The sequence below is a fragment of the Duganella sp. GW822-FHT06D06 genome, assembly GCF_058799615.1.
The window spans coordinates 20,186-47,048 of record NZ_JBXALQ010000009.1 but is presented as its reverse complement, the minus strand read 5'-3'; the positions used below and the strand labels follow the sequence as shown (position 1 = coordinate 47,048).

23 protein-coding genes are annotated in these 26,863 nt (G+C 64.6%); 16 read left to right on the top strand and 7 right to left on the bottom strand.

All coding sequences use genetic code 11. The annotated features are described in order from the left end of the window. The first annotated feature begins 3 nt into the window (after nt 1-3). From aroA to AC1RMD_RS17545, 14 genes are all read left to right on the top strand, one after another. The gene (gene aroA, locus AC1RMD_RS17610) at nt 4-1,317 is read left to right on the top strand and encodes a 3-phosphoshikimate 1-carboxyvinyltransferase (protein WP_492927983.1); all 1,314 of its coding nucleotides are present in this window, start codon (nt 4-6) and stop codon (nt 1,315-1,317) included. Between the two features lie 14 nt (nt 1,318-1,331). Continuing rightward, nucleotides 1,332-2,000 (top strand): (d)CMP kinase, encoded by a 669-nt coding sequence (gene cmk, locus AC1RMD_RS17605; RefSeq protein ID WP_492927982.1) that lies wholly within the window; start codon nt 1,332-1,334, stop codon nt 1,998-2,000. A gap of 104 nt (nt 2,001-2,104) precedes the next feature. Further along, a complete protein-coding gene (rpsA, locus tag AC1RMD_RS17600; RefSeq protein WP_020705490.1) occupies nt 2,105-3,784 on the top strand; it encodes a 30S ribosomal protein S1 in 1,680 nt (559 codons plus the stop codon). 10 nt (nt 3,785-3,794) lie between these two features. Continuing rightward, nucleotides 3,795-4,100 carry an integration host factor subunit beta gene (locus AC1RMD_RS17595; protein ID WP_008446215.1) on the top strand — a complete coding sequence of 102 codons (306 nt, stop codon included), beginning with the start codon at nt 3,795-3,797 and terminating at the stop codon, nt 4,098-4,100. 79 nt (nt 4,101-4,179) lie between these two features. Then, nucleotides 4,180-4,482 carry a LapA family protein gene (locus AC1RMD_RS17590; protein ID WP_492927981.1) on the top strand — a complete coding sequence of 101 codons (303 nt, stop codon included), beginning with the start codon at nt 4,180-4,182 and terminating at the stop codon, nt 4,480-4,482. 23 nt (nt 4,483-4,505) lie between these two features. After that, nucleotides 4,506-5,681: a lipopolysaccharide assembly protein LapB gene (lapB, locus tag AC1RMD_RS17585; RefSeq protein ID WP_492927980.1), complete on the top strand. Its 1,176-nt coding sequence runs from the start codon at nt 4,506-4,508 to the stop codon at nt 5,679-5,681. Between the two features lie 13 nt (nt 5,682-5,694). Beyond that, on the top strand, nt 5,695-7,062 hold the full coding sequence (locus AC1RMD_RS17580) for a UDP-glucose dehydrogenase family protein (protein ID WP_492927979.1): 1,368 nt from the start codon (nt 5,695-5,697) through the stop codon (nt 7,060-7,062). Nucleotides 7,063-7,083: 21 nt separating this feature from the next. Further along, nucleotides 7,084-8,031, top strand: a complete 948-nt coding sequence (rfaE1, locus tag AC1RMD_RS17575) for a D-glycero-beta-D-manno-heptose-7-phosphate kinase (protein WP_492927978.1) — start codon at nt 7,084-7,086, stop codon at nt 8,029-8,031. Nucleotides 8,032-8,172: 141 nt separating this feature from the next. Continuing rightward, on the top strand, nt 8,173-8,568 hold the full coding sequence (locus tag AC1RMD_RS17570) for a ComEA family DNA-binding protein (protein WP_492927977.1): 396 nt from the start codon (nt 8,173-8,175) through the stop codon (nt 8,566-8,568). A gap of 147 nt (nt 8,569-8,715) precedes the next feature. Beyond that, entirely contained in the window at nt 8,716-10,080 is a 1,365-nt protein-coding gene (locus AC1RMD_RS17565) for a M20/M25/M40 family metallo-hydrolase (RefSeq protein ID WP_492927976.1), read from the top strand. Between the two features lie 208 nt (nt 10,081-10,288). After that, nucleotides 10,289-10,756: a hypothetical protein gene (locus AC1RMD_RS17560; RefSeq protein ID WP_492927975.1), complete on the top strand. Its 468-nt coding sequence runs from the start codon at nt 10,289-10,291 to the stop codon at nt 10,754-10,756. A gap of 40 nt (nt 10,757-10,796) precedes the next feature. Continuing rightward, nucleotides 10,797-12,119, top strand: a complete 1,323-nt coding sequence (locus AC1RMD_RS17555) for an MBL fold metallo-hydrolase (protein WP_492927974.1) — start codon at nt 10,797-10,799, stop codon at nt 12,117-12,119. Continuing rightward, entirely contained in the window at nt 12,116-13,060 is a 945-nt protein-coding gene (locus AC1RMD_RS17550) for a polysaccharide deacetylase family protein (RefSeq protein ID WP_492927973.1), read from the top strand. The genes AC1RMD_RS17555 and AC1RMD_RS17550 overlap by 4 nt, the downstream gene beginning before the upstream one ends. Nucleotides 13,061-13,161: 101 nt before the next feature. After that, on the top strand, nt 13,162-14,910 hold the full coding sequence (locus AC1RMD_RS17545) for a methyl-accepting chemotaxis protein (RefSeq protein ID WP_492927972.1): 1,749 nt from the start codon (nt 13,162-13,164) through the stop codon (nt 14,908-14,910). 14 nt (nt 14,911-14,924) lie between these two features. On the opposite strand, the gene AC1RMD_RS17540 is transcribed toward AC1RMD_RS17545, so the two are convergent. Next, on the bottom strand, nt 14,925-16,694 hold the full coding sequence (locus tag AC1RMD_RS17540; RefSeq protein ID WP_492927971.1) for an FAD-dependent oxidoreductase: 1,770 nt from the start codon (nt 16,692-16,694) through the stop codon (nt 14,925-14,927). A gap of 159 nt (nt 16,695-16,853) precedes the next feature. Here AC1RMD_RS17540 and cysM point away from each other — a divergent pair, with 159 nt between their 5' ends. Continuing rightward, complete coding sequence (gene cysM, locus AC1RMD_RS17535) at nt 16,854-17,756, top strand: cysteine synthase CysM (protein ID WP_492927970.1); 903 nt, start codon at nt 16,854-16,856, stop codon at nt 17,754-17,756. Nucleotides 17,757-17,817: 61 nt separating this feature from the next. Here the strand turns inward: cysM and AC1RMD_RS17530 are convergent, their stop codons facing one another. The 6 genes from AC1RMD_RS17530 to AC1RMD_RS17505 form a co-directional block, all read right to left on the bottom strand. Beyond that, nucleotides 17,818-18,153: a hypothetical protein gene (locus AC1RMD_RS17530; protein WP_008446241.1), complete on the bottom strand. Its 336-nt coding sequence runs from the start codon at nt 18,151-18,153 to the stop codon at nt 17,818-17,820. A 428-nt stretch (nt 18,154-18,581) separates the two neighbouring features. Further along, nucleotides 18,582-19,706, bottom strand: coding sequence for a lytic murein transglycosylase B (gene mltB / locus AC1RMD_RS17525; RefSeq protein ID WP_492927969.1), 1,125 nt, complete (start codon nt 19,704-19,706; stop codon nt 18,582-18,584). After that, nucleotides 19,697-21,778 carry a transglutaminase TgpA family protein gene (locus tag AC1RMD_RS17520; RefSeq protein ID WP_492927968.1) on the bottom strand — a complete coding sequence of 694 codons (2,082 nt, stop codon included), beginning with the start codon at nt 21,776-21,778 and terminating at the stop codon, nt 19,697-19,699. The genes mltB and AC1RMD_RS17520 overlap by 10 nt, the downstream gene beginning before the upstream one ends. Next, the gene (locus AC1RMD_RS17515) at nt 21,775-22,779 is read right to left on the bottom strand and encodes a DUF58 domain-containing protein (protein ID WP_492927967.1); all 1,005 of its coding nucleotides are present in this window, start codon (nt 22,777-22,779) and stop codon (nt 21,775-21,777) included. Before AC1RMD_RS17515 ends, AC1RMD_RS17520 begins: the two co-directional genes overlap by 4 nt. A 6-nt stretch (nt 22,780-22,785) precedes the next feature. Then, nucleotides 22,786-23,706 (bottom strand): AAA family ATPase, encoded by a 921-nt coding sequence (locus AC1RMD_RS17510; RefSeq protein ID WP_492927966.1) that lies wholly within the window; start codon nt 23,704-23,706, stop codon nt 22,786-22,788. 87 nt (nt 23,707-23,793) lie between these two features. Beyond that, the gene (locus AC1RMD_RS17505; RefSeq protein ID WP_492927965.1) at nt 23,794-25,797 is read right to left on the bottom strand and encodes an alpha/beta hydrolase family protein; all 2,004 of its coding nucleotides are present in this window, start codon (nt 25,795-25,797) and stop codon (nt 23,794-23,796) included. 131 nt (nt 25,798-25,928) lie between these two features. On the opposite strand from AC1RMD_RS17505, the gene AC1RMD_RS17500 reads away from it, so the two are divergent. After that, on the top strand, nt 25,929-26,855 hold the full coding sequence (locus AC1RMD_RS17500; protein WP_492927964.1) for a histone deacetylase family protein: 927 nt from the start codon (nt 25,929-25,931) through the stop codon (nt 26,853-26,855). Nucleotides 26,856-26,863: the final 8 nt, after the last annotated feature.

The window sequence follows — 26,863 nt, the reverse complement described above, 5'->3', positions numbered from 1 at the left end:
AGCATGACCCACGAATTTATCGACCTCCCCACCGTCGCGCATGTAGAGGGCGCGGTGCGCCTGCCCGGCTCCAAATCCATCTCCAACCGCATCCTGCTGCTGTCGGCGCTGTCGCAGGGCGACGTCGCCATCGTCGACCTGCTGGCCTCGGACGACACCGCCGTCATGCTGGCCGCGCTGCGCTCGCTGGGCGTGCAGTGGACCGAAGAGCAAACCGCCACCGGCACCATCCACCACGTCAAGGGCGTGGCCGGCGTGCTGCCGAACAAATCGGCCGATCTGTTCATGGGCAACGCCGGCACCGCGATCCGTCCGCTGACGGCGGCGCTGGCCGTGATCGGCGGCGACTACACGCTGCACGGCGTGCCGCGCATGCACGAGCGTCCGATCGGCGACCTGGTCGACGCCCTCAACGCCGCCGGCACCGACGTCGAATACACCGGCAACCCCGGCTTCCCGCCGCTGCACATCAAGCAGGGCAAGATCCACGCGCGGCGCCTGTCGGTGCGCGGCGATGTGTCGAGCCAGTTCCTGACCGCGCTGCTGATGGTGGCGCCGCTGATGGCGCGCGAGCACGCGATCTCGATCGACGTGGTCGGCGAGCTGATCTCCAAGCCCTACATCGAAATCACGCTCAACCTGATCCGCCGCTTCGGCGTGACGGTCGAACAGAACGGCTGGCAGTCGTTCACCATCCAGCCCGGCCAGGTCTACCAGTCGCCGGGCACCATCCACGTCGAAGGCGATGCTTCGTCGGCCTCCTACTTCCTGGCGGCCGGCGCGATCGCCGGCGGCCCGGTGCGGGTCGAAGGCGTGGGCAAGGACAGCATCCAGGGCGACGTGCGCTTCGCCGCCGCGCTGGAGCAGATGGGCGTGCAGATCACCATGGGCGACAACTGGATCGAAGCCAGATCGAACGGCGTGCTGAAAGCCATCGACGCCGACTTCAACCACATCCCCGACGCCGCGATGACCATCGCCATCGCCGCGCTGTATGCCGACGGCACCAGCACGCTGCGCAACATCGCCAGCTGGCGCGTCAAGGAAACCGACCGCATCGCCGCCATGGCCACCGAGCTGCGCAAGGTCGGCGCGATCGTCGAGGAGGGCGCCGACTACATCAAGGTCACGCCGCCGGCCGTCATCACGCCTGCCACCATCGATACCTACGACGATCACCGCATGGCGATGTGCTTCTCGCTGGTGTCGCTGGACGGCGCCGCGCGCAAGGGCAGTGTCATGCGCATCAACGATCCCAAATGCGTGGGCAAGACCTTCCCCGAGTATTTCGCCGCCTTCGCGGCGATAGCAAAATAAATAAAGTGAACTAAATGGTAACTTCCCCAATTCCAGTCATCGCCATCGACGGCCCTACCGCATCCGGCAAGGGCACTGTCGCGCACCGCGTCGCCGATAAGCTCGGCTTCCACTATCTGGATTCGGGCGCTCTGTACCGTCTGACGGCGCTGTCGGCCCTGCGCCGCGGCACCGACCTGGGCGACGAGCACGCGCTGGCCAAGCTGGCCGAACACCTGCAATGCAGCTTCCAGGGCGGCGACATCATCCTGTCGCACGAAAACGTCACCGAGGCCATCCGTGCCGAAGAGGTCGGCAACACCGCTTCAAAAATTGCAACCTTCCACGCCGTGCGCCACGCGCTGCTGGGACTGCAACTGGGCTTCCGCAAGGCGCCGGGCGTGGTGGCCGACGGCCGCGACATGGGTTCGGTGATCTTCCCGAACGCCGTTTTGAAGGTTTTTTTAACCGCCAGTGTGGCGGCGCGCGCGGAACGTCGCTATAAGCAATTGATTGGCAAAGGAATTTCTGCTAGTATGGAAGACCTACTGATGGATTTGCAGGCGCGTGACGACCGGGATACAAACCGGACCATCGCGCCGCTGGTCCCCGCAGAGGGGGCGCATGTGCTCGATACCTCGAATTTGACCGCTGACGAAGCGGTCGCCCAGGTGTTGCAGTGGTATGCGGCCATCGGTAAATAGCTGGTGTTGCGGTCGCTCTGATGTCCGCAACGTTTATCAACCCTAACCCAACTGAAGTCGCATTCGCGAGCCTTGTTGGTAACCTGGAAGTTACAATGTCTAATATGGAAAGTTTTGCAGCCCTCTTCGAAGAATCCCTGTCGCGTCAAGACATGCGTTCGGGCGAAGTGATCTCGGCTGAAGTCGTTCGTCTGGATCACAACTTCGTGATCGTCAACGCCGGCCTGAAATCGGAAGCATTCATCCCAGTTGAAGAATTCAAGAACGACCACGGCGAACTGGAAGTCAAAGTAGGCGACTTCGTTTCCGTGGCGATCGAATCGCTCGAAAACGGTTTCGGCGATACCATCCTGTCGCGCGACAAAGCCAAGCGTCTGGCTTCGTGGCTGGCACTGGAAAAAGCCATGGAATCGGGCGAAATCGTCGTCGGTACCGTCAATGGTAAAGTCAAGGGCGGCCTGACCGTTCTGACCAACGGCATCCGCGCGTTCCTGCCAGGTTCCCTGGTCGACACCCGTCCAGTCAAAGACACCACCCCATTCGAAGGCAAGACCCTCGAATTCAAAGTGATCAAGCTGGATCGCAAGCGTAACAACGTGGTTCTGTCCCGCCGCGCCGTCATCGAAGCTTCGATGGGCGAAGAGCGTCAGAAACTGATGGAAACCCTGAAAGAAGGCACCGTGGTTACCGGCGTCGTCAAAAATATCACCGACTACGGCGCGTTCGTGGATCTGGGCGGTATCGACGGCCTGCTGCACATCACCGACCTGGCATGGCGTCGTGTGCGTCACCCATCGGAAGTGCTGACCGTAGGCCAGGAAATCACCGCGAAAGTACTGAAGTACGATCAAGAGAAGAACCGTGTGTCCCTGGGCGTCAAGCAACTGGGCGACGATCCTTGGACCGGTCTGTCCCGTCGTTACCCACAAAGCACCCGTCTGTTCGGTAAAGTAACGAACCTGACCGACTACGGCGCGTTCGTTGAAGTCGAGCAGGGCATCGAAGGCCTGGTTCACGTTTCCGAAATGGATTGGACCAACAAAAACGTCGCTCCAAACAAAGTTGTCCAGCTGGGCGACGAAGTTGAAGTGATGGTTCTGGAAATCGACGAAGAGCGTCGCCGTATTTCGCTGGGCATGAAGCAGTGCAAAGCGAATCCATGGGATGACTTCGGCGTGACCCACAAGAAGGGCGATAAAGTCCGTGGCGCGATCAAATCGATCACCGACTTCGGCGTGTTCATCGGCCTGGCCGGCAACATCGACGGCCTGGTACACCTGTCCGACCTGTCCTGGACCGAAACCGGCGAAGAAGCCGTGCGTCGCTTCAAGAAAGGTGACGAACTGGAAGCCATCGTTCTGGCCATCGACGTTGAGCGCGAGCGCGTTTCCCTGGGCGTCAAGCAACTGGAAGGCGATCCATTCAACAACTTCGCAGCCATGAACGACAAGGGCGCGCTGGTAACCGGCACCGTTAAATCGGTTGAGCCTAAAGGCGCCGTGATCCAACTGTCCGAAGAAGTTGAAGGCTACCTGCGTGCCTCCGAAATCTCCCGCGACCGCGTGGAAGATGCCGGTACCCACCTGAAGGTTGGCGATTCCGTGGAAGCCCTGGTCATCAACATCGATCGCAAAGCGCGCAGCATCCAGCTGTCGATCAAAGCGAAAGACAATGTCGAGACCCAGGAAGCCATGCAGAAGATGGCAGCGACCGACAACAACGCAGCTTCGGGCACCACCAGCCTGGGCGCGCTGTTGAAAGCCAAGTTCGATAACAAGAACTAAGAACTAGTCGATGACTAAGTCCGAGTTGATCAACCGCCTGGCTGAGCGTTATTCTCAGCTGGTGGCCAAAGATGCGGAGTATGCCGTCAAGACCATTCTGGATGCGATGACCAACGCCCTGGCGACCGGTCAACGCATCGAGATCCGCGGTTTTGGCAGTTTTGCTCTGAATAGCCGGCCACCGCGTATCGGACGTAATCCGAAGTCGGGCGATAAAGTGATGGTGCCCGAAAAACGGGTGCCTCACTTCAAGCCGGGCAAGCAATTGCGCGAGCGGGTTGACGCGATGGTCGGGCAACCGATCATTGAGGACTGAAGCGTCTGATGAGTTAAAATAAAAGCGGCGTCTACGGATGCCGCTTTTTTTTAGAAATACTGAACAGGAAACCCGGCTAATGAAATTTATATCCACGATTATTGGATTCGTTCTTTTCGTCCTGTTTTTTGGCTTTGCCTTGAAGAATACGCAGGAAGTCGATCTGCATTTCTTCCTTCACTATGATCTGCACGGACCGCTGGTCCTGATGCTGCTGGGCTTCTTTGTGGCCGGCGCCTTCCTGGGCGTGCTGGCGCTGACGCCGACCGTGTTCCGCCACCGCCGCGAAACGAACAAGCACAAGACCACGATCACCACGCTGCAATCGACTGCGCTGCAAACCAACGCCCAGCCGCAGCCGGACAGCGTCAACACACAATAAACGCACAATAAAAAATACAAAGCATGGAATTCGAACTTTGGTGGTTATTGGGTATCCCGGTCTTCTTCGGACTGGGCTGGGTCGCCGCGCGCGTCGACATACGGCAACTGGTGGCGGAGTCGCGCACCTTGCCGCGCGGCTATTTCAAGGGCTTGAACTTCCTGCTCAATGAGCAGCCGGACAAGGCGATCGACGCCTTCATCGAGATCGTCCGCATGGACCCGGAAACGGCCGACATGCACTTCGCGCTGGGGAATCTGTTCCGCCGCCGCGGCGAGACCGAACGCGCCATCCGCGTGCACCAGAACCTGCTGTCGCGTCCCGACCTGCCGCAGGAGCAGAAGGAACACGCGCAGTACGAGCTGGGCATGGACTACCTGAAGGCCGGCCTGCTGGACCGCGCCGAGGAAACCTTCAACGCCATGGTCAGCGGCCAGTACGCCGTGCAGGCGCGCCGCGCGCTGCTGGAGATCTTCCAGCGCGAGAAGGAGTGGCCGCGCGCCATCGAGGCGGCGCTGGGCCTGCAGGAATCGGGCGCCGGTTCGCGCCAGAAGGAAATCGCGCAGTTCTACTGCGAGCTGGCGCAGGACGCGCTGGTGCACATGCATCCGGAACAGGCCTTGCCGCTGCTGGAGAAATCGCTGCAGGCGGACCGCGTCAACGTGCGCGCCACCATGCTCAGCGGCGACGCCCAGCTGGCGCAGGGCGAGGTCGAAGCCGCGCTGCTGACCTGGCGCCGCGTCGAGCAGATCAGCGTGCCGCACACGGCGCTGGTGGCGCAGCGCATCATGGACGCCTACCGCAAGGTCGGCCGTCCGCAGGAAGGCGTCAACCTGCTCAAATCTTATCTGGAACAGGCGTCGTCGATCGACCTGATCGAAGTGGTGTACAAGGCGGTGCTGGAGCTGGACGGCGTGGACGCCGCCAAGCAACTGGTCAGCAATGAGCTGCGCCGCACGCCGACCCTGCTGGGCCTGGACAAATTGCTGGAGGCGCGCCTGATGGACGCGCCGGCCAACCTGGTGCCGGAACTGTCGATGGTGAAGAACCTGGTCCACGGTTATACGCAGAAGCTGGCGCGCTATCAGTGCAGCCACTGTGGTTTCAAGGCGCGCCAGTTCTACTGGCAGTGCCCGGGATGCAGCCGCTGGGAGACCTACCCGCCGCGCCGCACCGAAGAACTCAATGTCATGAATTAAGAAGAGCATCAACATGAAAATCACCATCATCGGCACCGGCTATGTAGGCCTCGTCACCGGCGCTTGCCTCGCCGAACTGGGCAACGACGTTTTCTGCCTCGACGTCGACCAGAAGAAAATCGACCTGCTCAATAGCGGCGGCATCCCGATCCACGAGCCGGGCCTGGAAGAAGTGGTCGCGCGCAACCGCGCCGCCGGCCGCCTGCAATTCTCCACCGACGTCGCCGCCTCGGTCGCCCACGGCAGCTTGCAATTCATCGCCGTCGGCACGCCGCCGGACGAAGACGGCTCGGCCGACCTGCAATACGTGCTGGCGGCCGCCAAGAACATCGGCATGCACATGACCGAGTTCAAGGTCATCGTCGACAAGTCGACCGTGCCGGTCGGCACCGCCGACCGCGTCAAGGCCGCGGTGCAGGCCGAACTGGCCACGCGCGGCGACGCCTCCAGGTTCTCGGTGGTGTCGAATCCCGAGTTCCTGAAAGAGGGCGCGGCGGTGGAGGACTTCATGCGCCCGGACCGCATCGTCATCGGCTGCGACAGCACGCCGGAAGGCGAAAAGGCCCACGGCCTGATGAAGAAGCTGTACACGCCGTTCAACCGCAACCACGAACGCACTTTCTGGATGGACGTGCGCTCGGCCGAGTTCACCAAGTACGCCGCCAACGCCATGCTGGCGACCCGCATCTCGTTCATGAACGAACTGGCCAACCTGGCCGACCAGGTGGGCGCCGACATCGAAGCGGTCCGCCACGGCATCGGCTCCGATCCGCGCATCGGCCACAGCTTCCTGTACGCCGGCGCCGGCTACGGCGGTTCCTGCTTCCCGAAGGACGTGCAGGCGCTGGAACGCACCGCGCGCCAGTACGACCAGGACCTGCTGATCCTGCGCGCGGTGGAAGCGGTCAACGACAAGCAGAAGCTGGTGCTGGGCCAGAAGGTGGTCAAGCGCTTCGGCGAGGATTTGAGCGGCAAGCACTTCGCCGTCTGGGGCCTGGCCTTCAAGCCGAACACCGACGACATGCGCGAAGCACCGGCCCGCGTGCTGATCAAGCAACTGCTGGACGGCGGCGCGACGGTGGCGGTGTACGACCCGGTCGCGATGACCGAAGCGAAGCGCGTGCTGGAGCTGGACCTGACTGCCGGGGAAATGGCGCGCATCCGCTTCGCCAGCACGCCGATGGATGCGCTGACCGGCGCCGAGGCGCTGGTGATCGTCACCGAATGGAAGGCCTTCCGCAGCCCGGACTTCGACCGCATCAAGTCGTCGCTGAAGCAAGCCATCATCTTCGACGGCCGCAACCTGTTCGAGCCGGCAGTGATGGCCGAAGCAGGCTTTGAATACCACGGCATCGGCCGTTCCATCCTGACCCGCGTTTGATTGTTGAAAGAAGAGGCATCTGTGAGCACCAACGTCACGACTTATCAAGCACCGGCACTGGATAAAGTGCGCATCCTGGTAGTGGGCGACATCATGCTGGACCGTTACTGGTTCGGCGATGTCAGCCGCATTTCGCCGGAAGCGCCGGTGCCCATCGTCCGCATCGAGAAGCGCGAAGCGCGCCTGGGCGGCGCCGCCAACGTGGCGCGCAACGCCGCGGCGCTGGGCGCGTACGCCGGCCTGCTGGGCGTGGTCGGCGCCGACGAGGCCGGCAATGAGGTGGAGCAGATGCTGCTCAGCGGCGGCATCCAAAGCTACCTGAAGCGCGACGACGCCATCTCCACCATCATCAAGCTGCGCGTGATCGGCCGCCAGCAGCAGATGGTGCGCATCGACTTCGAGGAAGCGCCGACCGATACCGTGCTGCGCGACAAGCTGCTGCAATTCAAGGCGCTGCTGGCCGACTACGACGTGATCGTGCTGTCCGACTACGCCAAGGGTTCGCTGGTCAACGTGGCCGACATGATCGCGTCGGCGCGCGCCGCCGGCAAGGTGGTGATGGTCGATCCGAAAGGCGACGACTTCACCCGCTACGCCGGCGCCACCGTGCTGACCCCGAACAAATCGGAAATGAAGCGCATCGTCGGCAGCTGGAACAGCGAAGAGCAACTGACCGTCAAGGCGCAGCAACTGCGTACCGAGCTGAAACTGGATGCGCTGTTGCTGACCCGCTCGGAAGAGGGCATGACCCTGTACACCGACGGCGAGCAATTCCACATGCCGGCGCAGGCGCGCGAGGTGTTCGACGTGTCCGGCGCCGGCGACACGGTGATCGCCACCATGGCCGCCATGCTGGGCGCCGGGGTCGGCTGGAACGAAGCGGTGCAGACGGCCAATCGCGCCGGCGGCATCGTGGTCGGCAAGCTGGGCACGGCGACGGTCACGCGCGAGGAGCTGTTCAACGCCTGATGGTCAATCAGGGCCGGGCTTTGATACTTGTCACAAAAGCTGCATGGATTATCTGTCAACCGTCGTCGAGGCTGGCCGTTAAGGGTGTTCAAGGCGCGGTTGTCGCCCTTGCTTTTCACCTACCTTCATGGAGATTGAGACATGTTCAAGAAAATTTTGCTGGCAGTTGCGACCCTGGTCGCAACCATGGGCTTCGCTTTCGCGCAGGTCGACGTCAACAAGGCTGACGCCGCCGCGCTGGATGCGGTCAAGGGCATCGGTCCGGCCAAGTCGAAGGCCATCCTGGAAGAGCGCAAGAAGGGCGATTTCAAGGATTGGGCGGACTTCGAGAAGCGCGTGAAAGGCATCGGCGAGAAAAACGCCGTCAAGCTGTCGCAAGCCGGCCTGGTCGTGAACGGCAAGCCACTGGATGGCGCGCCAGCCGCGGCGGCTCCGGCCGCCAAGGCCGACAAAGCCGCCGACAAGGCCGCAGCGAAAGCCGCCAAGGCCGACAAAGCCGCCGCCGCTTCGACCCCAGCCGCTGCGCCTGCCAAGTAATCCTGCAGTTGCTGAAACCCACCTGCCTGAACGCGCTCAAGATCGCGCTCAGTGCAGGTGGGTTTTTTTGTTGATGATTTGTTTCCGGGCGTAAATTGCTCGCGCTGACGTGAGAAGATATTGCGACCATTTCACCGGAGACAGCAGATGCATAAAAATTCGCTCATCTTGTCCGCACTGACCGTGCTGGCCGCCGTGCCCGCCGTCGCGGCCACGCCCGACACCACCCGCCATCAGGCCCAGATCGACCAGATCGTCCAGCAGATTTCCCCGGCCCGCATCGAAGGCTATATCAACCAGCTGGTGAGCTTCCGCACGCGCCACACGATGTCGGACACGGTCTCCGAGACCGAAGGCATCGGCGCGGCGCGGCGCTGGATCAAGAGCGAACTGGAGCGCTGCGGCGCGGCCCAGGGCGGCCGCCTGCAAGTGGCGTTCGACAGCCACATCGCGCCGGTCTCCGCGCGCATCAGCCGCCCGACCGAGATCGTCAACGTGGTGGCGACCTTGCCCGGCACGCAGACTGCGTCCGTGGACCGCATGTACGTGGTCAGCGGCCACTACGACTCGCGCAACACCGACATCATGGACGCCAAGGGCGACGCGCCCGGCGCCAACGACGACGCCTCCGGCACCGCCGCCGTGATGGAGATGGCGTGCGTGATGGCCAAGTACAAATTCGACGCCACCCTGGTCTTCATGACGGTGGCGGCGGAAGAGCAGGGCTTGCTGGGCGCGGCGCACTGGGCCGAGCAGGCGAAGCAGAAGAAGCTGAACATCGCCGGCATGTTCACCAACGACATCATCGGCAGCTCGCGCGACGAGCACGGCAAGGTCGACAACACGCAGGTGCGCCTGTTCGCCGAAGGCTTGCCGGTGCAAAAGGAAAACAGCGACGCCGTACGCACGCTGATCCAGACCGGTGGCGAGAACGATTCGCTGTCGCGCCAACTGGCGCGGGCGGTGAAGGAAGCGGGCGAGCGTTACGTGCCGAAGTTCAAGGTCAGCATCATCCAGCGCCGCGACCGTTACCTGCGCGGCGGCGACCACATGCCGTTCCTGGAGCGCGGCTACGCGGCGCTGCGCTTCACCGAGCCGGCCGAGGACTTCAACCACCAGCACCAGAACATCCGCACCGAGAAGGGCGTGCTGATCGGCGACCTGCCGCAGTACGACGACTTCCACTACATCGCCCAGGTGGCGCGGGTGAACGCGGCGGCCTTGTCCTCGCTGTCGCTGGCGCCGGCCGCGCCGGCCAAGGTGCAGGTGCGCACCGCCAAGCTGCAGAACGATACCGAGCTGGTGTGGCAAGCCAACGCCGAGCCGGACCTGGCGGGCTACCGCATCGTCTGGCGCGACACCTCGTCGGCCGAATGGCAGGGCAGCCAGTTCGTCGGCAAGGCCACCGAGTTCACGGTGCCGCTGTCGAAGGACAACTATTACTTCGGCGTGCAAGCCATCGACCACGACGGCAACGCCAGCCCAGCCAGCTACCCGACGCCGTTGCGCTAATTCGCGCTGAGGCCGTTTAGCTCAGACTCTGATTGAGAACTTCGCCGTACAGTGAACTTTTTGAGTGCACTAATGGCGGAGAAAACATCAGGTTGGCCGGTTACCGGCGGCTCTGGCCTATGGCTTGCCGCACCAGCAACTTGCGCGTTCGATCAATGCGGTACATAGTTATGTCTTGGGCGGTACTGCATCAATCCTGGGAGGCGAAATGAGCGCGCCATCACTTTTCCTTAGCGATGAAGCATGGCCTTACTGCTGGCTGTTGGAAATTAGTGACCGCAAACTCGGCGTCCATGCGCATGATGGCTGGTGCATGCAATCTCATGGGCGAGTGCTCGCAATTGACCCGGACATCATGTGCATGCATCTCTTGCCGGTCCTTGAACTTCCCGCTCAGGATTTCCTTGAGTTTTTGGTGACGGCCGAGCTCCGGTTTCCGAAATATGCCGCAAGCATACGAAAATTTCCAACGAAATCGTTGTTAAGGCAGGCTTTCAGTACTTCCGGAGCTGGTTATTGGCAGACGAAAGCCCTGGATTGGCTCGATAACGATCCGGGGCTGCAGCAATCGCTGAAGGCAGAGTTGGAAGCGTTCACTCTCAATAAAGTCATGCCGCAGGGGAGTCGGCAAACGGCAAAGCGGATGATACGTAATCTCTCCGCCGTTTCGGTTTGAATGCGATATCATCGCGGCCCCGTCGTCGCTCATCCATCTTATGACACTCAAGATCTCCCGCATCCTGCACGCCGGCTATGTCTTCGAATGCGATGGCACGCTGATCGCATTCGATCCCATATTTGAAAACCCCTTCAGCAGGAATTGCCACGCCTTCCCCGACGTGCGCTTCGACCTTGCGCAGATACGCGGGATGAAACCGGATGCGGTGTTCATCTCGCATTTCCATGACGATCATTGTTCGCTGGAGAGCCTGGATCTGCTCGATCGCGCTACGCCGATCTACCTGTACTGCCTGTTCGACGAACTGTTCGCGATGATACGGGAACTGGGCTTCGTCAACGTGCTGCCGCTGAAGGTCGATGCGCCGGTGCAGGTCGGCGCCATTGAAGTCATTCCGCGCAAGGCGCTGGACTCCGACGTCGATTCGATGTTCCACATCCGCGCCGCCGGCCTGAATGTGCTCAACGTGGTCGATTCGTGGATGGACCCGGAAACGCTGGAGCAGCTCAAGCCCTACGCGCCATGGGACATGGTGCTGTGGCCGTTTCAGACCATGCGCGAGATCGATGTCATCGCGCCGTCGCGCGCGCAGGGTGGCGTCCCTGCACTGCCGGAAGAATGGCCGGAGCAGCTGCAGGCGCTGGCGCCGCGCTACGTGGTGCCGAGCTCCTGCCAGTTCGTGCAGGAGCCGTGGTCCTGGTACAACCACGCGCTGTTCCCGATCACCTACCGCCAGTTCGCCGACGAGGTCGGCGCCTGGCTGCCCGGCGCCGCCGTCGTCCGCTTGAATCCTTCGGTGTCGGTGGCGTTGACGTCGCAAGGATTGACGCCATCCGCGCCGTTGCCATGGGTGCTGCCGGTCGGCGAGCAGGATGTCGACTACGAGTACGACGCCGACATCACGCCGCCGCCGACCTCCGAGATCGCCCGCCACTTCGCTCCGCTGAGCGCCGAACACACGGCGCTGGCGCTGGACTACTGCCGCACCGGCCTGCTCGAGAAATACCGCGACATGGAGCTGACGCCGGACAGCTACTTCGAAACGCCCTGCGTCTGGCAGCTGTCGGTCTACGACCATGACGGCGTGGCGCGGCAGTTCCGCTACCACGTCCACGGCGACGACATCGCGCTGGCCGGCGACGAGGAAGCGCCGACCTGGATGACCGAAATCCCCATCGCCAAGCTGTACGCGGGCCTGGCGCTGGGCGAGTCGCTGACGTCGATGTACATGCGCATCAACGGCGCGCCGCCCGATGCCGACATCGTCGATGATCCACTGATACGCTGCCTGTTCAACGACGCCTTCGGCGCCTACCAGTCGGCACAACTGAAACGCATCCAGGAGAGAACCACATCATGACATTTGGCCGTGCCTTGCTTATCGCCGCCGCGCTGTGCGCCTCCACCGCGCAGGCGCAATCGGTGGCCTTCACCTTCGACGACGGCCCCAGACTGGAAACGACGCCGCTGCTGTCGCCGCAGCAGCGCAACCAGGCGCTGCTCGATGCGCTGGCCGCGCACCGTGCGCAGGCGGCGCTGTTCGTCACCTGCGGCTTCGGCGCCGACCAGCCGGACGGCTATGCGTTGGCCAAGGCCTGGGGCCAGGCGGGCCATGCGCTCGGCAACCACACGATGACCCATCCGGACCTGAGCGACGCCAAAGTCAGCCTGGCGCAATATCAGCAGGAGGTGCGGGATTGCGACCGCATCACGTCGACCTTGCCGGGATATCGGAAGTGGTTCCGCTTCACCTATCTGCGCGAAGGCAATACGCCGGAAAAGCGCGACGGCATGCGGGCGTTCCTGAAGCTGAGCGGCTATCGCAATGGCTACGTCAGCCTCGACACCAGCGACTGGCGGCTGGATGAGAAATTGATCCAGATGCTGCGTGCCGACCCCAAAGCCGATATCGCGCCGATCAGGCAAGCCTATTTGTCGCACGTGCGCCAGCGCGCCATCGCCTACCGCGACCTGTCGCGCAAGCTGGAGGGGCGCGATATCCCGCAGATCATGCTGATGCACCACAACCTGATCAACGCGCTGTGGCTCAAGGACGTGATCCAGCAGTTCGTCGACATGGGCTGGACCATCGTCACGCCGGCGCAGGCGTTTGCCGATCCGCTCTACCAGTTGCAACCGGAGCGGCCGGCGCCGGGCCAGAGCCTGCTGCTGTCGATCGCCCGCACGCGCGGCATGGGCAAGTTCGAGGGCTGGGAGCGGGTGGTCGATGACGGCGACTTCGAGATCAATGCGCTGGACGCCGTGGCGCCGCCGCCGAAACAGGGCACGATCGCCAAGTAATATCGCTTGGAAGCAACAGTATTGCCTATCGTTTCGTCGAACGCGCCAGATTGATGCGCTTGGGTCTACAATTATCGGAGAACCGATCATTGGGGGCCTTCATGAAAAGCAAATTCTCCATCAAGAATATTTTCATCGTGTTCTTTCTGGTCAGCCTAGCGCTGTCCAGTTTGACCTTGTGGGCGCTGGTGCGCATCTCGACCAAGGAGGGGGAGCTGAACCGCGCCAACGAGGCGCGCTACCACTCCTACCTGCTGGCCGACGAATTGCGGCAAAGCTCGGACGACCTGACCCGGCTGGCCCGCACCTACGTCGTCACCGGCGACCCCAAGTACGAAAAAGAATACCTGGACATCCTCGACATCCGCAACGGCAAGAAGGCGCGGCCGCAGCACTACGAGCGCATTTACTGGGATTTCGTCGCGGCCGGCATCGACAAGCCGACGCCCGACGGCGCCACCATCGCGCTGGCCGAGCTGATGCGCGAGGCCGGTTTCACCGATGAGGAATTCGGCAAGCTGAAAGAGGCGCAGGCCAATTCGGACGGGCTGGTCAAAACCGAGGTCATCGCCATGAACGCCGTCAAGGGTCTGTTCGACGACGGCAGCGGCAAGTTCACCAAGAGCGGGCCGCCCGATCCCGAGATGGCGCGCAAGATCATGCACGACGAGCAGTATCACAAGAACAAGGCCAAGATCATGCAGCCGGTGAACGAGTTCCTGGTGCTGCTGGACCAGCGCACCGGCGCCGCCGTGGCGGCCTCGACCTACAGCACCCAGATGGCGTTCTGGACCGCGATCGCCCTGCTGGCGCTGCTGGTCGGCGTGTCGCTGATCTGCCTGTTCATGATCTACCGCCATATCAAGCTCAGCTTCGACCACGCGATCGACACCGCGCGCAATATCGCGGCGGGCGACCTGGATCATGACATCCGCATCGAGCGCGATGACGAGGTCGGCCACCTGATGGATGCGATGAACACCATCAACACCAACCTGACCGGCATGATAGGCCGCATCCGTTCCAGCACCGACGAGATGCTGGTGGCCACCGACGAGATAGCGCGCGGCAATGCCGACCTGTCGTCGCGCACCGAGGCCCAGGCCAGTTCGCTGGAGCAGACCGCCAGTTCGATGGAGCAATTGACCGACACCGTCAAGCAGAACGCCGACAGCGCGCGCTCGGCCAATCAGTTCGCGGCCGACGCCTCCACCGTGGCGGTGCAGGGCGGCGCGATGGTGGCGCAGGTGGTCGATACGATGGGCTCGATCAAGGCCAGTTCCAGTCGCATCGTCGACATCATCGGCGTGATCGACGGCATCGCTTTCCAGACCAATATCCTGGCCCTCAACGCCGCCGTGGAGGCGGCGCGCGCCGGCGAGCAGGGGCGCGGTTTCGCGGTGGTGGCGTCGGAGGTGCGCAACCTGGCGCAGCGCAGTGCGGCGGCGGCCAAGGAGATCAAGCAACTGATCGGCGCTTCGGTGGAAACGGTCGATGCCGGCAGCAAGCTGGTCAACGACGCCGGCAGCACCATGACCTTGCTGGTGGCCTCGGTGCAGAAAGTGGCCGACATCATGGAGCAGATCACCGCCGCCAGCCAGGAGCAAAGCACCGGCATCGGCGAGGTCAATCGGGCGGTGACGCAGATGGACGATATCACACAGCAAAACGCCGCGCTGGTGGAGCAGGCGGCGGCGGCGGCGGAAAGCTTGCAGGAGCATGCGCAGGCATTGGCGCAGTCCGTCAAGGTATTCCATTTGAAGGGGGAGGCGGCGGCCCACTTGCAACGGCCGCAGCCGGCCGCGCGGGCGCCGGCGCCGGCCCGGCTGGCGCTGCCAGGCCGGGCGTAGCGCCGGGCTGAACTTTAGCTGAACACCTTGTCGGCCGGCAGGTTGGCCAGGAAGGCGTGGATCTGCGAGACCACGGCCGCGCCTTCGCCCACCGCCGCGGCGACCCGCTTGGTCGAACTGGCGCGCACGTCGCCGATGGCGAACACGCCCGGCACGCTGGTCTCCAGCGCGGCGCGCGACGGCAGCTCGCGCGGGTAGACGCCGTCGGAGAAGTTGGCCTTGCACTGCGCCTTGGTGACGTCGAAGCCGGTGCGGATGAAGCCGTGGGCGTCGACGTCCACGCCGCAGTCGCCCAGCCAGGCCGTGTTCGGATCGGCGCCGATGAACAGGAACACGCGGCACACGTCGTAGTCGCATTCCTCGCCGCTTTGCATGCCGCGGATGCGGACCTGCTTCAGGCCGTCGTCATCGCCTTCCAGCGCGACGATTTCGGTTTGCGTGTGCAGCTCGATGTTGGGCGTGGCCTGGATGCGCTCGATCAGGTAGCTCGACATGGTCGACGCCAGGCTGTCCTTGCGGATCAGCATATGCACCTTGGCCGCATGGCTGGCCAGGAACACCGCCGCCTGGCCGGCCGAGTTGCCGCCGCCGACCAGCACGATCTCTTCGGTCTTGCACAGCTTGGCCTCGATCGGCGAAGCCCAGTAGTACACGCCCTTGCCCTCGAACTGGCGCAGGTTGGCCAGCGACGGCCGGCGGTAGCGCGCGCCGCACGACAGCACCACGGTGCGCGCCTTCAGCCGTTGCAGGCTGCCGCACATTTCCACCTGCAGCGGATAGGTGTCGCAGATCAGGCGGCCGGCCGGGGCCGGGATCATCACTTCGACGCCGAACTTCTGCGCCTGCACGTAGGCGCGGCCGGCCAGCGCGCGGCCGGAGACGCCGGTGGGGAAGCCCAGGTAGTTCTCGATGCGCGCGCTGGCGGCGGCTTGGCCGCCGTAGGCGCGGGTTTCCAGCGCCAGCACCGACAAGCCTTCGGAGGCGGCGTACACCGCCGTCGCCAGGCCGGCGGGGCCGGCGCCGACCACGATCACGTCCCAGATTTTTTCGCTGTCGATCTCGGGCAGCATGCCCAGGCAGCGGCCGATGTCGACCACGCTCGGATTCTTTTTCACCACGCCGTCCGGGCACACCACCAGCGGCAGCTCTTCCGGCTTGGGCTGGTAGTGCGCCATCAGGTCGGCGGCCTGCCGGTCCAGTTGCGGATCGAGCACGCTGTGCGGGTGGCCGTTGGCCGACAGGAAGCTTTGCAGCGTGTGGATGCGGCCGTGGCCGCGCGGGCCGACGATCACCGGGCCGCCGGAGTTCTGCTCGATCAGGCCGACGCGGCGCAGGATCAGCGCGCGCACGATGCGCTCGCCGAGGTCGGCATGCGCCACCAGCAGCGCGCGCAGCGATTCGGACGGCAGCTCTAGCACTTCGACCGCGCCGACCGCCAGGCCGTTGCCCAGCGACGGCCGGCCCGACAGCTGCGCCACTTCGCCGCTGAACTGCCCCGGCGTATGGGTGGTGATGTAGGATGTGTTGCCCAGGCCGTCGTAGCGGCTGACTTCGATGCCGCCTTGGAGCACCAGCATCAGGCCGAAGCTGGTCTTGCCGGCTTCGAAGATCAGCTCGCCGTCTTTGAAATGGCGCACGCGGCCGAAGCGGTGCATATGCTTGATGTCGGCCGCGCTGAGCGTGGGGAAGATCTGGTGGCGGCGCTGTTCCAGGTCGAGACCGGTGAGCGGAGTCGGCTCGTCCGGCGTGTATTCGGGGAGCAGTTCCATAGGGGTGGTAGCCATGACGATTCCGGAAAATGAAAGTGGTGACAGGAGTGTTGCAAGTCTATCGTATGGCGGGCGCCCGGTGCAAAATCTTCAAGCCCGGGCGGCTTGCCATACGCGCAATCCGAACTCGGATTAAAATGCCTCTTTTGGCGAAATAACTGAAGATGGATCACGATGGCTTACAAGACTCTGGAAGATACGATAGGCAACACGCCGCTGGTGCAGCTGACGCGCCTGCCAGGCGCCGACGCGCTGGCCCGTAACAACGTCATACTCGGCAAGCTCGAAGGCAATAATCCGGCCGGTTCGGTCAAGGACCGCGCCGCCATGTCGATGCTCAAGCGCGCCGAGGAACGGGGCGACATCAAGCCCGGCGATACGCTGATCGAAGCGACCAGCGGCAACACCGGCATCGCGCTGGCGATGGCGGCGGCGCTGCGCGGCTACAAGATGCTGCTGCTGATGCCGGAGAACCTGAGCGTGGAACGGCGCCAGAGCATGGCCGCCTACGGCGCCCAGATCATGCTCACGCCCAAGACCGGCGGCATGGAATACGCGCGCGACATGGCCGAGCAATTGCAGAAGGACGGCAAGGGCATCATCCTCGACCAGTTCGGCAACTTCGATAATTCGCGCGCCCACTACGAGGGCACGGGCCCGGAAATCTGGCGCGACACCGACGGCCGCGTGACGCACTTCGTCAGCGCCATGGGCACCACCGGCACCATCATGGGCGTGTCGCGTTATTTGAAGGAACAGAATCCCAAGGTGCAGGTCATCGGCGCCGAGCCGGAAGAGGGCTCGTCGATACCGGGCATCCGCAAATGGCCGGAAGCCTATCTGCCGAAGATCTACGAGCGGGCGCGGGTCGACCAGGTGGAGCCGGTGTCGCAGGCGGCGGCCGAACGCATGGCGCGCCGCATGGCTGCCGAGGAAGGCATCTTCTGTGGAATTTCGGCGGCGGGCGCCTGCGAAATCGCGCTGCGCATATCGCAAACGGTGGAGAACGCAACCATCGTGTTCATCGTTTGCGACCGCGGCGATCGCTACTTGTCGACCGGGGTATTCCCGGCGTAAGGTGTTGCTGCCCTCTCCCCTGGGTAAGGGGGAGGGAGTCGCTGCAGGACGACGGCTAGTATCAGCCCTGGCCGCCTGGTTCGCCTTCTTTAGGCTTGAACTGCTTGTCGCTGATGCGGAACTTGTTGCGGCGATCGCCCATCAAGTAACGCAAGTCGCGGATGCTCAAGTCGCTCACTTCGTGCATGCGGATCAGCAGCGAAGCGCCAACCGGCAAGCGGTGGTGGCGGATTTTGCTGATGACCGGCGGCGCCACTTCCAATGCGCGCGACAGGGCTGCATCGTTTTTCAGACGCAGGTTCTCGATCAGGGTATCGAGCAGGCGGTTGGGATTGTATTGCAGCAGATCATCGCCATCCGCATCGTTGTTCATATCTATGCCGACTTGGTTTGTCATGATTTCGTCTTTTCCTTCTGTAAAGTTGTCCTGCAAAGTAAAACACTCGGAGCTCGCTTTGCTGCGTTAATGTTCATCCTTACCAAGGAACGAATTCACACACGGACGGATTCCGGGATAACAAGTTTCATAATATATACACAATTGTACAACAACACGCCTTCTAATACTCATAAGCAATAAAAAAACCTGATTGCCATGGGTTATTGTTGTCCGGTTGCAACATTGTGTGAGAATTATACACCCACTGATATGCTAAGCTGCCTGTGCACACTTTTAATGAACACACAAAGTTAATTATAAATTAATTTTGTTGTAGAACGGTTTACGTTTGCCACGCAGTGACTGCAAGTTTGTACAAATAATTGCCAAGTGTCAACTAAACAATACAATCAACAAGTCTGCGCGGCAACACACTTTACGCTTCCTTACAAAGCGCCGCGCGCCAGGCGGATGGCGCGGCCCAGTTCCACCACCGACATCGCATAGAAATAACTGCGGTTGTACTGAGTGATCGCAAAGAAATTATTGTTGGCCAGCCAGTACTCGGTCGGCTCGGCGCCGTTCTGCAAATCCACCAGGCCGTAAGTCTGCTGTTCCGGCACCGGCAGCGCGGTGGTGACGCCGGCCGCCGCCAGTTCCTGCGGGCGGTACTTGGCGCTCAGTCCCTGGTTGATCATGCCTTCCCAGGCGCGGCTGGGCGATACGGCGGCCGGGTACACCAGCGGACCGCCGACCTCGCGCTGCCAACCGTGCGCCGTCAGGAAGGCCGCCACGCTGCCGATGGCGTCGACGCCGGAGTTGAGCAGGTCGACCTTGCCGCTGCCGTCGAAGTCGACCGCGTATTTCATCACGCTGCTGGGCATGAATTGCGGCATGCCGATGGCGCCGGCAAACGAGCCGCGCAGCGACAGCGGATCGAGCTCGTTCTGGCGCGCGAATAGCAGCGTCGCCTCCAGTTCGCCGCGGAAGAAGGCCATGCGCTCGCTGCGCTGCGGCGCCTCCGGATAGGAGAAGGCCAGCGTGGTCAGGGCGTCGACCACGCGGAAGCGGCCGGTGTTGCGGCCGTACACGGTTTCCACGCCGATGATGCCGACCAGGATTTCCGCCGGCACGCCGTACAGGGCTTCGGCCCGCTCCAGCGTTTCGCGGTTGTCGTTCCAGAATTTGACGCCGTGGTCGATCCGCACCGGGTCGACGATCAGGCGGCTGTAGGCTTGCCAGTTCTTCGGCTTGCCCGGCGGCGCCGGCTTGACCAGTTGCACCGCCGCATCGACGTAGCGCACCTGGCCCATCAAGGCGTTCAGGGCGGCGCGGTCGAAGCCGTCGCGGCTGGCGACGTCGTCGAGGAAGGCGCGCACTTCCTTCCATTCGCCGAAGTTGACGAACTCGCCGACATAGTCGATCGGAGGCGGGCCCTTCTTGGCGGCCGGCGCTTTTTTCTTCGGCTGCATGCTGGGCGGCAGCTTGTAGCCGTAGGGGTCGACGGCGGCGGCCTGGCTGAGGGTGGCGGCGCCCAGCAGCAGGGCGGTAATCAGAGTCTTCATCGGCATAAGGGTAGCAGTGTTTTCAACGTCGTCAGCGACGCCGAGCGTGGTTCGGAACCGGCGGCGCCATACTTCAGCGCGCCGTACAGTGTTAAAAATTTTTCCATCGCGGCTTGCTTGGCCGGGCTGGCCTGCATGGTGCGCAGGCGGGCGGCGTAGCTGAGCGGGCCCTCGTCCGGGCGGCGCGCGACACCGTGGCGCGCCTGCTGCCGGCAAAACCGCTGGTACAGCCGGTCCAGCGGCGCCAGCGGCCGCTGTTGCCGCAGCCAGTACAGCCCATACAGCAGGCCGCACACCAGCGCCGCACCGAGCGCGCTGCGCCAGTTGGCGAAGGCCGCGCTTAGTTCTTCAAGGAAACCTCGCTGCCTCTCTGGATTGTAATCCAGGACCCATTGATTCCAAGAATTATTCAACGCGGCGTAGTTGAATCGCAGCTTGCCCAGCCACGAATTGGGGTCGTTCTGCAGGCTCAGCAAGGGACCCAGGCCGAATCCGGACGGCTGCGGCAGCGCCTGCGCCAGGTTGTGGGCGATGCGATCCGGGGCGACGGCGGCGGTCGGGTCGATGCGGCGCCAGCCGGCGCCGGGCGCCCAGAACTCGGCCCAGGCGTGGGCGTCGGACTGGCGCACGGTCAGGTAGCCGTCCACCGGGTTCAGTTCGCCGCCCTGGTAGCCGGTCACCACCCGCGCCGGCACGTTCATCGCGCGCATCAGCACCACGAAGGCGCCGGCGTAGTGTTCGCAGAAGCCGGCCTTGCTGCCGAACAGGAAGTCGTCGACCGCGTCGCGCCCCAGCAGCGGCGGTTGCAGGGTGTAGACGTAGCCGCCGTCGTGGAAGCGCTGCATCACTTGCAGCGCGGCGCCGGCGGCCTCGCGCGCGGACAGCGGGGTGTGGGCGGCGGCGTTGGGGGCGGCGGCCTGGCGCAGCGTGCGCGCCAGCGCCAGCGTGCGCGGGTTGAAGCCGGACGGCAGTTCGGTCCAGCGCAGCATGCGCTGCGGCTGCTCGCCGGCCTGGACGCGGAAATCGGTCCAGGCGCTGGCGTCGTAGCGCACCCTTTGCGTGACCGGCTCGCTGGTGAAGAATTCCAGTTCGTCGGAATCGCGCACGCGGTGGCCGGGCAGCGACAGCATCGGGCCGCTCAGTTCCAGCGCCGCCAGCCAGCGGGTGTTGGTGGGCTCCAGCGTGATCTCGTGGCGGATCGGCCGGCCGCGCGTGGCGATGTCCACCTCCAGCCGCTGCAGGCCGCGCCGGCGCGGCACGCGGGTCCAGGTGCGGCCGTCGTAGTCGCCCAGCACGATGCTGCGCCAGTACAGCTGGCCCTGGGGCGGCATCGGGTCCAGGAAGCGCACGCGGAAGGCCACCGCCTCCGACTGCGCCAGCGACGACAGCGTGCCCGGCGCCATGCTGTCGGAGATGCCGCTGTGGCCGCTGTGGGCGTCGCCCGGCAAGCCCCACAGCGGCCCCTGGATGCGCGGGAAGCCGACGAACATCAGCAGCGCCAGCGGCGCCGCCAGCAGCGCGGTCTTGGCGGCGGTGCGCAGGCGCTGCAGCAGCGGCGGCACGGCGCCGGTGTACTGGAACGATTGCTGCGCCGTCAGCAGCACGATCAGGGTGGCGCCCATGCACAGCGCGGTCAACATGGTTTGCGAGTAGAAGAAATTGGTCAGCAGCACGAAGAAGCTGAGGAAGATCACCACGAACAGGTCGCGCCGGGCGCGCATTTCCAGCAGCTTGAAGGCCAGCAGCAGCGCCAGCATGGCGACGCCGGCGTCGCGCCCCAGCAGCGTGTGATAGCTGCGGTAGACGCCGGCCATCGCCGCCAGCGAGATCGGCAGCAGCAGCCACAGCGGCGGCATGCGCCGGCCGCGCCAGGTGATGACGGCGCGCCACAGCAGCGTGCCGCACACCACGGCGCTGGTCCACGGCGGCAGGTGGTCGAAGTGCGGCGCCAGCACCATCAGCGCGGCGGCCAGCAGCAGCAGGGTGTCGGACTTGTCGCGGGTCAGGCGCAGGGACAGGCGCAGGGACGGGCGGGCGCGCGTGCCGGCGCCGGCGGGCGGCGCTGGCGCGGCGCTCATGCGTTGCCCTCCTTGCCGAACAGCGCCAGCGCGCGCAGGCAGGCGGCTTGGTGGGCGTCGCCCAGCGCCGGACCGTAGTCGTGCTGCGCCAGGCGGAAGCGGTAGGGCAGGGCGCGCTGCTCGGCCTCCAGCACCCAGCGCGCCATGCGCGACAGCTTCAATTCCAAATCCATCTGCAAGGGGAGCTCGGCGAAATCGAGGCACAGCTCGGCCACGGCGCCGCCGTCGAAATGCTTGGTGACCAGCTGCCCGCCCAGCGCCGGGTCGTGGCGGGCGATCTGGCGCCAGGCCAGGTGGCGCATCGGGTCGCCCGGCTGGTAGCTGCGGATGCCGGCGAAATTGTCCAGCCCGACGGTGCCGTGGCCGTCCGCGCCGGCGGCGCCGCTGGACGGCAGCGGTTGCGGCGGCAACTCGGGCGCCGGATACACCAGCGCCTTCAGCGCCGGCCGCCAGTAGCTCCAGGCGCGGAACAGGCCCAACGGGAAACGGGTGACCAGGCGGATGCGCGGCGCCGCCAGCCAGCCGCGTTCGGTGGTGACGCTCGACAGCCGCACCGTGCTGGCGCCGCCGGCCGCGATGTCGGTGACCTGGCGCGGCTCGCCGTCGGCCTGGAAGCCCAGCCAGACGGCGTAGCGATCGAGCTTGCTCGGGTTGTGCAGCCGCAGTTCGAACTGCGCCTCCTCGCCGGCGAACACGGCCGGCGCGTGGCCGGACGACAGTCGCAGGCGGGCCAGGTTGCCGGCGGTCTGGACCATGTCGGCCACGGCGCAGGCGCCGGCGAAGAAGGTCAGCGCGAAGCCCAGGCCGAGGTTGTAGTTGAGGGCGCCGATCAGCATCAGCAGCAGCAGGCCGGCGAAGGCCAGTCCCGGCCGGGTCGGCATGATGAACACGCGCCGCATCGTCAGCGTGACCTCGCCCGGCTCGCTGGGGCCCAGCTGGAACAGCCACTGGTCGCGCGCCTGGCGATACAGCGATTGCAGCGCTTGCAGCGGGCCGTTCATGGCGGCCTAGACCGGCACCGACTTTTGCAGCTGCAGCACCAGGTCGCGGCTGGCCAGCGCCACGCCGTGCGCCGATTTCAGCGGCCGCAGGCGGTGCGCGCAGACCGGCACCAGCACCGCCTGCACGTCCTCCGGCAGCACGTGGTCGCGCCCCTCGAGCGCGGCCCAGGCGCGCGCGGCCTGCAGCAGCGCGATGGCGGCGCGCGGGCTCATGCCCTCGGCGAACAGGCCGTTCTGGCGCGAGGCGGCGGCCAGCGCCTGCACATAGTCGATCAGCGCCGGCGCGGCGTGGATGCGCTTGAGCGCCTGCTGGGCTTCGGCCAGCTCGGACGGCGCCATCGCCGGCTGCAGCGCCTTGAGCAGCACGCGGCGGTCTTCGCCCATCAGCAGCGCGCGTTCGGCGGCGGCGTCCGGGTAGCCCAGCGACAAACACATCAGGAAACGGTCCAGCTGCGATTCCGGCAGCGGGAAGGTGCCGATCTGGTGGGTGGGGTTTTGCGTGGCGATGACGAAGAACGGTTCCGGCAGCGGCCGGGTGACGCCGTCGGCGCTGACCTGGCGCTCTTCCATCGCCTCCAGCAGGCCGGACTGGGTCTTCGGCGTGGCGCGGTTGATCTCGTCGGCCAGCAGCACCTGCGTGAAGATGGGGCCGGGGTGGAACACGAAGCCGTTCTTCTCGCGCTCGTAGATCGAGATGCCGTGGACGTCGGCCGGCAGCAGGTCGCTGGTGAACTGGATGCGGTTGAAGCGCAGCCCCAGCGAGATCGCCAGCGCGTGCGCCAGGGTGGTCTTGCCCACGCCCGGCACGTCCTCGACCAGCAGGTGGCCGCCGGCCAGCAGGCAGGTCAGCGCCTGGCGGATTTGCAGGTCCTTGCCGACGATGATGCTGCCGACCTGCCGGGCCACGGCGTGCAGTTTGGTGTACATGGTGTCGATCGGAGTTGTGCGCTGTACAGATTCTATGCGAGAAACTGCGCGCGCGATACCATGCGGCCGGGTCGCGCGGCGCGCCGCCTAGTCGGCCTGCTTCAGATGGCGCTCGAGGAAGGTCTCGACCTGCCGCCAGAAGGCGATGTTGTTTTCCGGGTGGCGCCAGCCGTGGCCCTCGTCCTGGTAGACGATCGAGGTCACGTTCGGGTTGTGGGCCTTGACCGCGCGGCTGAAGCGGGCGGCATGCTCGCTCGGCACGCGGCGGTCCTCCAGGCCGTGCGCCATCAACAGCGGCTGTTTCAACTCGGCGGCGCGCAGCAGCGGCGAGTTCCGGCGCAGCATCTCGGCGTCGGCCGGGTGGTCGGGATCGCCGACCAGCAGGCGCAGGCCATAGCCCAGATCTTCCTGCGACGCGTCCGACTCGGTGGAGGTGAAGCGCAGCATGATGTCGGTCACGCCGGCCCATTCGACGCCGCAGCGGAACACGGCCGGGTCCTTGATCAGTCCCATCAGCGTGGCGTAGCCGCCATAGCTGGCGCCCATGATGGCGACGCGCTTGGGATCGGCCCAGCCCTGCCTGGCGGCCCAGCGCGCGGCGTCGGCCAGGTCGTCCTGCATGGTGCCGCCCCATTGCTTCCAGCCGGCCTGGAAGTGGTCGCTGCCGAAACCGGTGCCGCCGCGGTATTCCGGCTGGATCACGACATAGCCGCGCGAGGCCAGGAAGGCCGCTTCGGCCTCCCATTCCCACGATCCGCCGCGCACCATGGGACCGCCGTGCACCAGCACCACGGCCGGTTGCGGCCCGGGCGCCTTGACGGACGGCATGGTCACGTAGGCCGGAATCGAGCGGCCGTCGCGTGCCGCATAGTGATGGAAACTGCGGCTGCCCATCTGCGCCGGCTTGATCTCCGGGTGCGTGCTGCCCAGGCCGATCATGGCGGCGCTGGCGCGGGTGTACAGGATGTATTGCAGCGGCTGGCGGTCGGAGCGGGAGGCGATCAGCAGCACCGGGCTGGCGGCGCAGTCCTGCGCGCAGCTCAGGGTATTGACGGTGCCGGGCAGGGCGGCGTCGATCCTGGCCTGCTCGGCCTTCAGCGTCGGGTCCAGCCAGACGGTGGTGGCGGCATCGGTGCGCAAGTGGATGCCGAGCAGTTTTTTGCTCGAACGGTCGATCTCGGCGGCGCCGCTGAAATCGAAGCCCGGGGTCTCGACGAAGGGTTCGGCATCCATCTTCATGGTCTTCAGGTTGTAGCGGAACAGCGCGCCGTAGCCCTGGTGGTTGGCGCGCACGTACAGCGTATCGCTGCCGTCGAAGAACAGCGGCGTAAAGCGCTGATCCTGGTAGCACACGCCGTTGCCGATCTGGCTCCAGCTGGTCTCGTCGGCCTTGCGGTAGGAGGTAATGCAACGCCCCTTGATCTCGGCGGTCGCCACGCGCGGCACATCGTTGCCGTCGGTAAGCCAGTCGCTGGCCGCTTCCGGCTGCCCACCCTCGGCGGCGTTGCGCAGCGCTTGGTTGCGGGTGTTCAGGCGCAGCAGACGCGAGGAATCGGGGTGCGGATCGGTATCGTTCCAATGGAATTTTTCCACCAGAATGTCGTCCGAGCCGTCATGGGCGGCGCCGAAATACGCGTGGTCGGCCCGCAGCGTGCGGCTGACCATGCGGCTGCCGATATGGTCCTGCTCATGCCCCCAGCTGCCGGCAATCAGGTGCACCCGGTTCTCGCCGTCGCGGTCGATCGCAAACTCGTCCAGGTTGCCCCTGAATTCCTCCATCAGGTTCTTGACCGTGAACCCGATGCGTTTCTCGTTGATCCAGTGAATCGCGATGATGAGCGCCTTGTCGGTGGGCGTGCGCGCCACCACGGTGCCTTTGGTCGGATCGGCGGTCTGGCGTATCATCAGCACCTGGGCGCCGTCGTCCATCATGACGGTGAGGGCGACATAGCCGCCCTTGGGCGACAGTTCGGCCTGGCCGATCTGCTGCGCGCCAAAGAAGCTGGAGACGGCCGGCGCGGCCGCCTGGGCGTTGCCGAGCAGCGCTGCGCCAAGCAGCATGCCGGCGCCGAGGAGTGAAAAACGTGTCATGCATTGCCCTTGTTGTTGGTTATCGGCTAATGATATTAGGCAATTATATTTTCGTCAACTTGCCGGGTGTTGCAATTTTTCCCATCGAGCATCTATGGTAGATTAGCGCCTACCGAGCAGACATCCGCCACATGACCACAGCCATCTACAGCCACCCCGATTGCGCCCGCCACGACATGGGCGACTGGCACCCCGAATCCCCCGCCCGCCTGCAAGCGATTGCCGACCAGCTGATCGGATCGCAGCTGCACGACCTGCTGGAGCACCGCGAGGCGCCGCTGGTGGCGCTCGCCGACCTGGAGCGCAACCACAGCCGCAACGCCATCGCCATCGTGCGCGACAACGTGCCGGCGCCGGGCGACAGCTATCCGATCGACGGCGACACCTCGCTCAACCACTACAGCTGGCGCGCGGCCCAGCGCGCCGCCGGCGCCGCCGTGGCCGCGACCGACGCCGTGATCGACGGCGAGATCGCCAACGCCTTCTGCTCGGTGCGTCCGCCCGGCCACCACGCGCGGCCGGTGGAGCCGATGGGCTTCTGCCTGTTCAACAACGTCGCCGTGGCGGCCAAGCACGCGCTCGACGCGCGCGGCCTGGCGCGGGTGGCGGTGGTCGATTTCGACGTCCACCACGGCAACGGCACCGAGGAGGCGCTGCTGGACGAACCGCGCGCCTTGATGGTCAGCTTCTACCAGCATCCGTTTTATCCGTACACCGAGCCCGAGCCGATCAGCGCCCACATGGTCAACGTGCCGGTGCCGGCCCACACCAAGGGCGACGCCGTGCGCCAGATCGTGCTGGAGCAATGGCTGCCGGCGCTGCACGCGTTCCGGCCGGAGATGATCTTCATCTCGGCCGGCTTCGACGCCCACCGCGAGGACGACATCGGCGGCATGGGGCTGGTGGAGGCCGATTATGCGTGGATGACGCAGCAGGTGATGGAGGTGGCCAGGCTGTACGCCAAGGGCCGCATCGTCAGCTGCCTGGAGGGCGGCTACAACCTGTCGGCGCTGGGCCGCAGCGTGGCGGCGCACGTGAAGGCGCTGGCCGATTTGTGAGCGCGGAT

Coding starts and splice junctions, on each gene's coding strand:
- AC1RMD_RS17545 (WP_492927972.1), top strand. CDS start 13,162: ATGAAAAGCAAATTCTCCATCAAGAATATTTTCATCGTGTTCTTTCTG.
- AC1RMD_RS17505 (WP_492927965.1), bottom strand. CDS start 25,797: ATGACACGTTTTTCACTCCTCGGCGCCGGCATGCTGCTTGGCGCAGCG.
- AC1RMD_RS17555 (WP_492927974.1), top strand. CDS start 10,797: ATGACACTCAAGATCTCCCGCATCCTGCACGCCGGCTATGTCTTCGAA.
- lapB (WP_492927980.1), top strand. CDS start 4,506: ATGGAATTCGAACTTTGGTGGTTATTGGGTATCCCGGTCTTCTTCGGA.
- AC1RMD_RS17560 (WP_492927975.1), top strand. CDS start 10,289: ATGAGCGCGCCATCACTTTTCCTTAGCGATGAAGCATGGCCTTACTGC.
- AC1RMD_RS17510 (WP_492927966.1), bottom strand. CDS start 23,706: ATGTACACCAAACTGCACGCCGTGGCCCGGCAGGTCGGCAGCATCATC.
- cysM (WP_492927970.1), top strand. CDS start 16,854: ATGGCTTACAAGACTCTGGAAGATACGATAGGCAACACGCCGCTGGTG.
- AC1RMD_RS17550 (WP_492927973.1), top strand. CDS start 12,116: ATGACATTTGGCCGTGCCTTGCTTATCGCCGCCGCGCTGTGCGCCTCC.
- AC1RMD_RS17580 (WP_492927979.1), top strand. CDS start 5,695: ATGAAAATCACCATCATCGGCACCGGCTATGTAGGCCTCGTCACCGGC.
- AC1RMD_RS17530 (WP_008446241.1), bottom strand. CDS start 18,153: ATGACAAACCAAGTCGGCATAGATATGAACAACGATGCGGATGGCGAT.
- AC1RMD_RS17515 (WP_492927967.1), bottom strand. CDS start 22,779: ATGAACGGCCCGCTGCAAGCGCTGCAATCGCTGTATCGCCAGGCGCGC.
- AC1RMD_RS17540 (WP_492927971.1), bottom strand. CDS start 16,694: ATGGCTACCACCCCTATGGAACTGCTCCCCGAATACACGCCGGACGAG.
- AC1RMD_RS17500 (WP_492927964.1), top strand. CDS start 25,929: ATGACCACAGCCATCTACAGCCACCCCGATTGCGCCCGCCACGACATG.
- rpsA (WP_020705490.1), top strand. CDS start 2,105: ATGGAAAGTTTTGCAGCCCTCTTCGAAGAATCCCTGTCGCGTCAAGAC.
- AC1RMD_RS17565 (WP_492927976.1), top strand. CDS start 8,716: ATGCATAAAAATTCGCTCATCTTGTCCGCACTGACCGTGCTGGCCGCC.
- AC1RMD_RS17590 (WP_492927981.1), top strand. CDS start 4,180: ATGAAATTTATATCCACGATTATTGGATTCGTTCTTTTCGTCCTGTTT.
- AC1RMD_RS17595 (WP_008446215.1), top strand. CDS start 3,795: ATGACTAAGTCCGAGTTGATCAACCGCCTGGCTGAGCGTTATTCTCAG.
- aroA (WP_492927983.1), top strand. CDS start 4: ATGACCCACGAATTTATCGACCTCCCCACCGTCGCGCATGTAGAGGGC.
- mltB (WP_492927969.1), bottom strand. CDS start 19,706: ATGCCGATGAAGACTCTGATTACCGCCCTGCTGCTGGGCGCCGCCACC.
- AC1RMD_RS17570 (WP_492927977.1), top strand. CDS start 8,173: ATGTTCAAGAAAATTTTGCTGGCAGTTGCGACCCTGGTCGCAACCATG.
- cmk (WP_492927982.1), top strand. CDS start 1,332: ATGGTAACTTCCCCAATTCCAGTCATCGCCATCGACGGCCCTACCGCA.
- AC1RMD_RS17520 (WP_492927968.1), bottom strand. CDS start 21,778: ATGAGCGCCGCGCCAGCGCCGCCCGCCGGCGCCGGCACGCGCGCCCGC.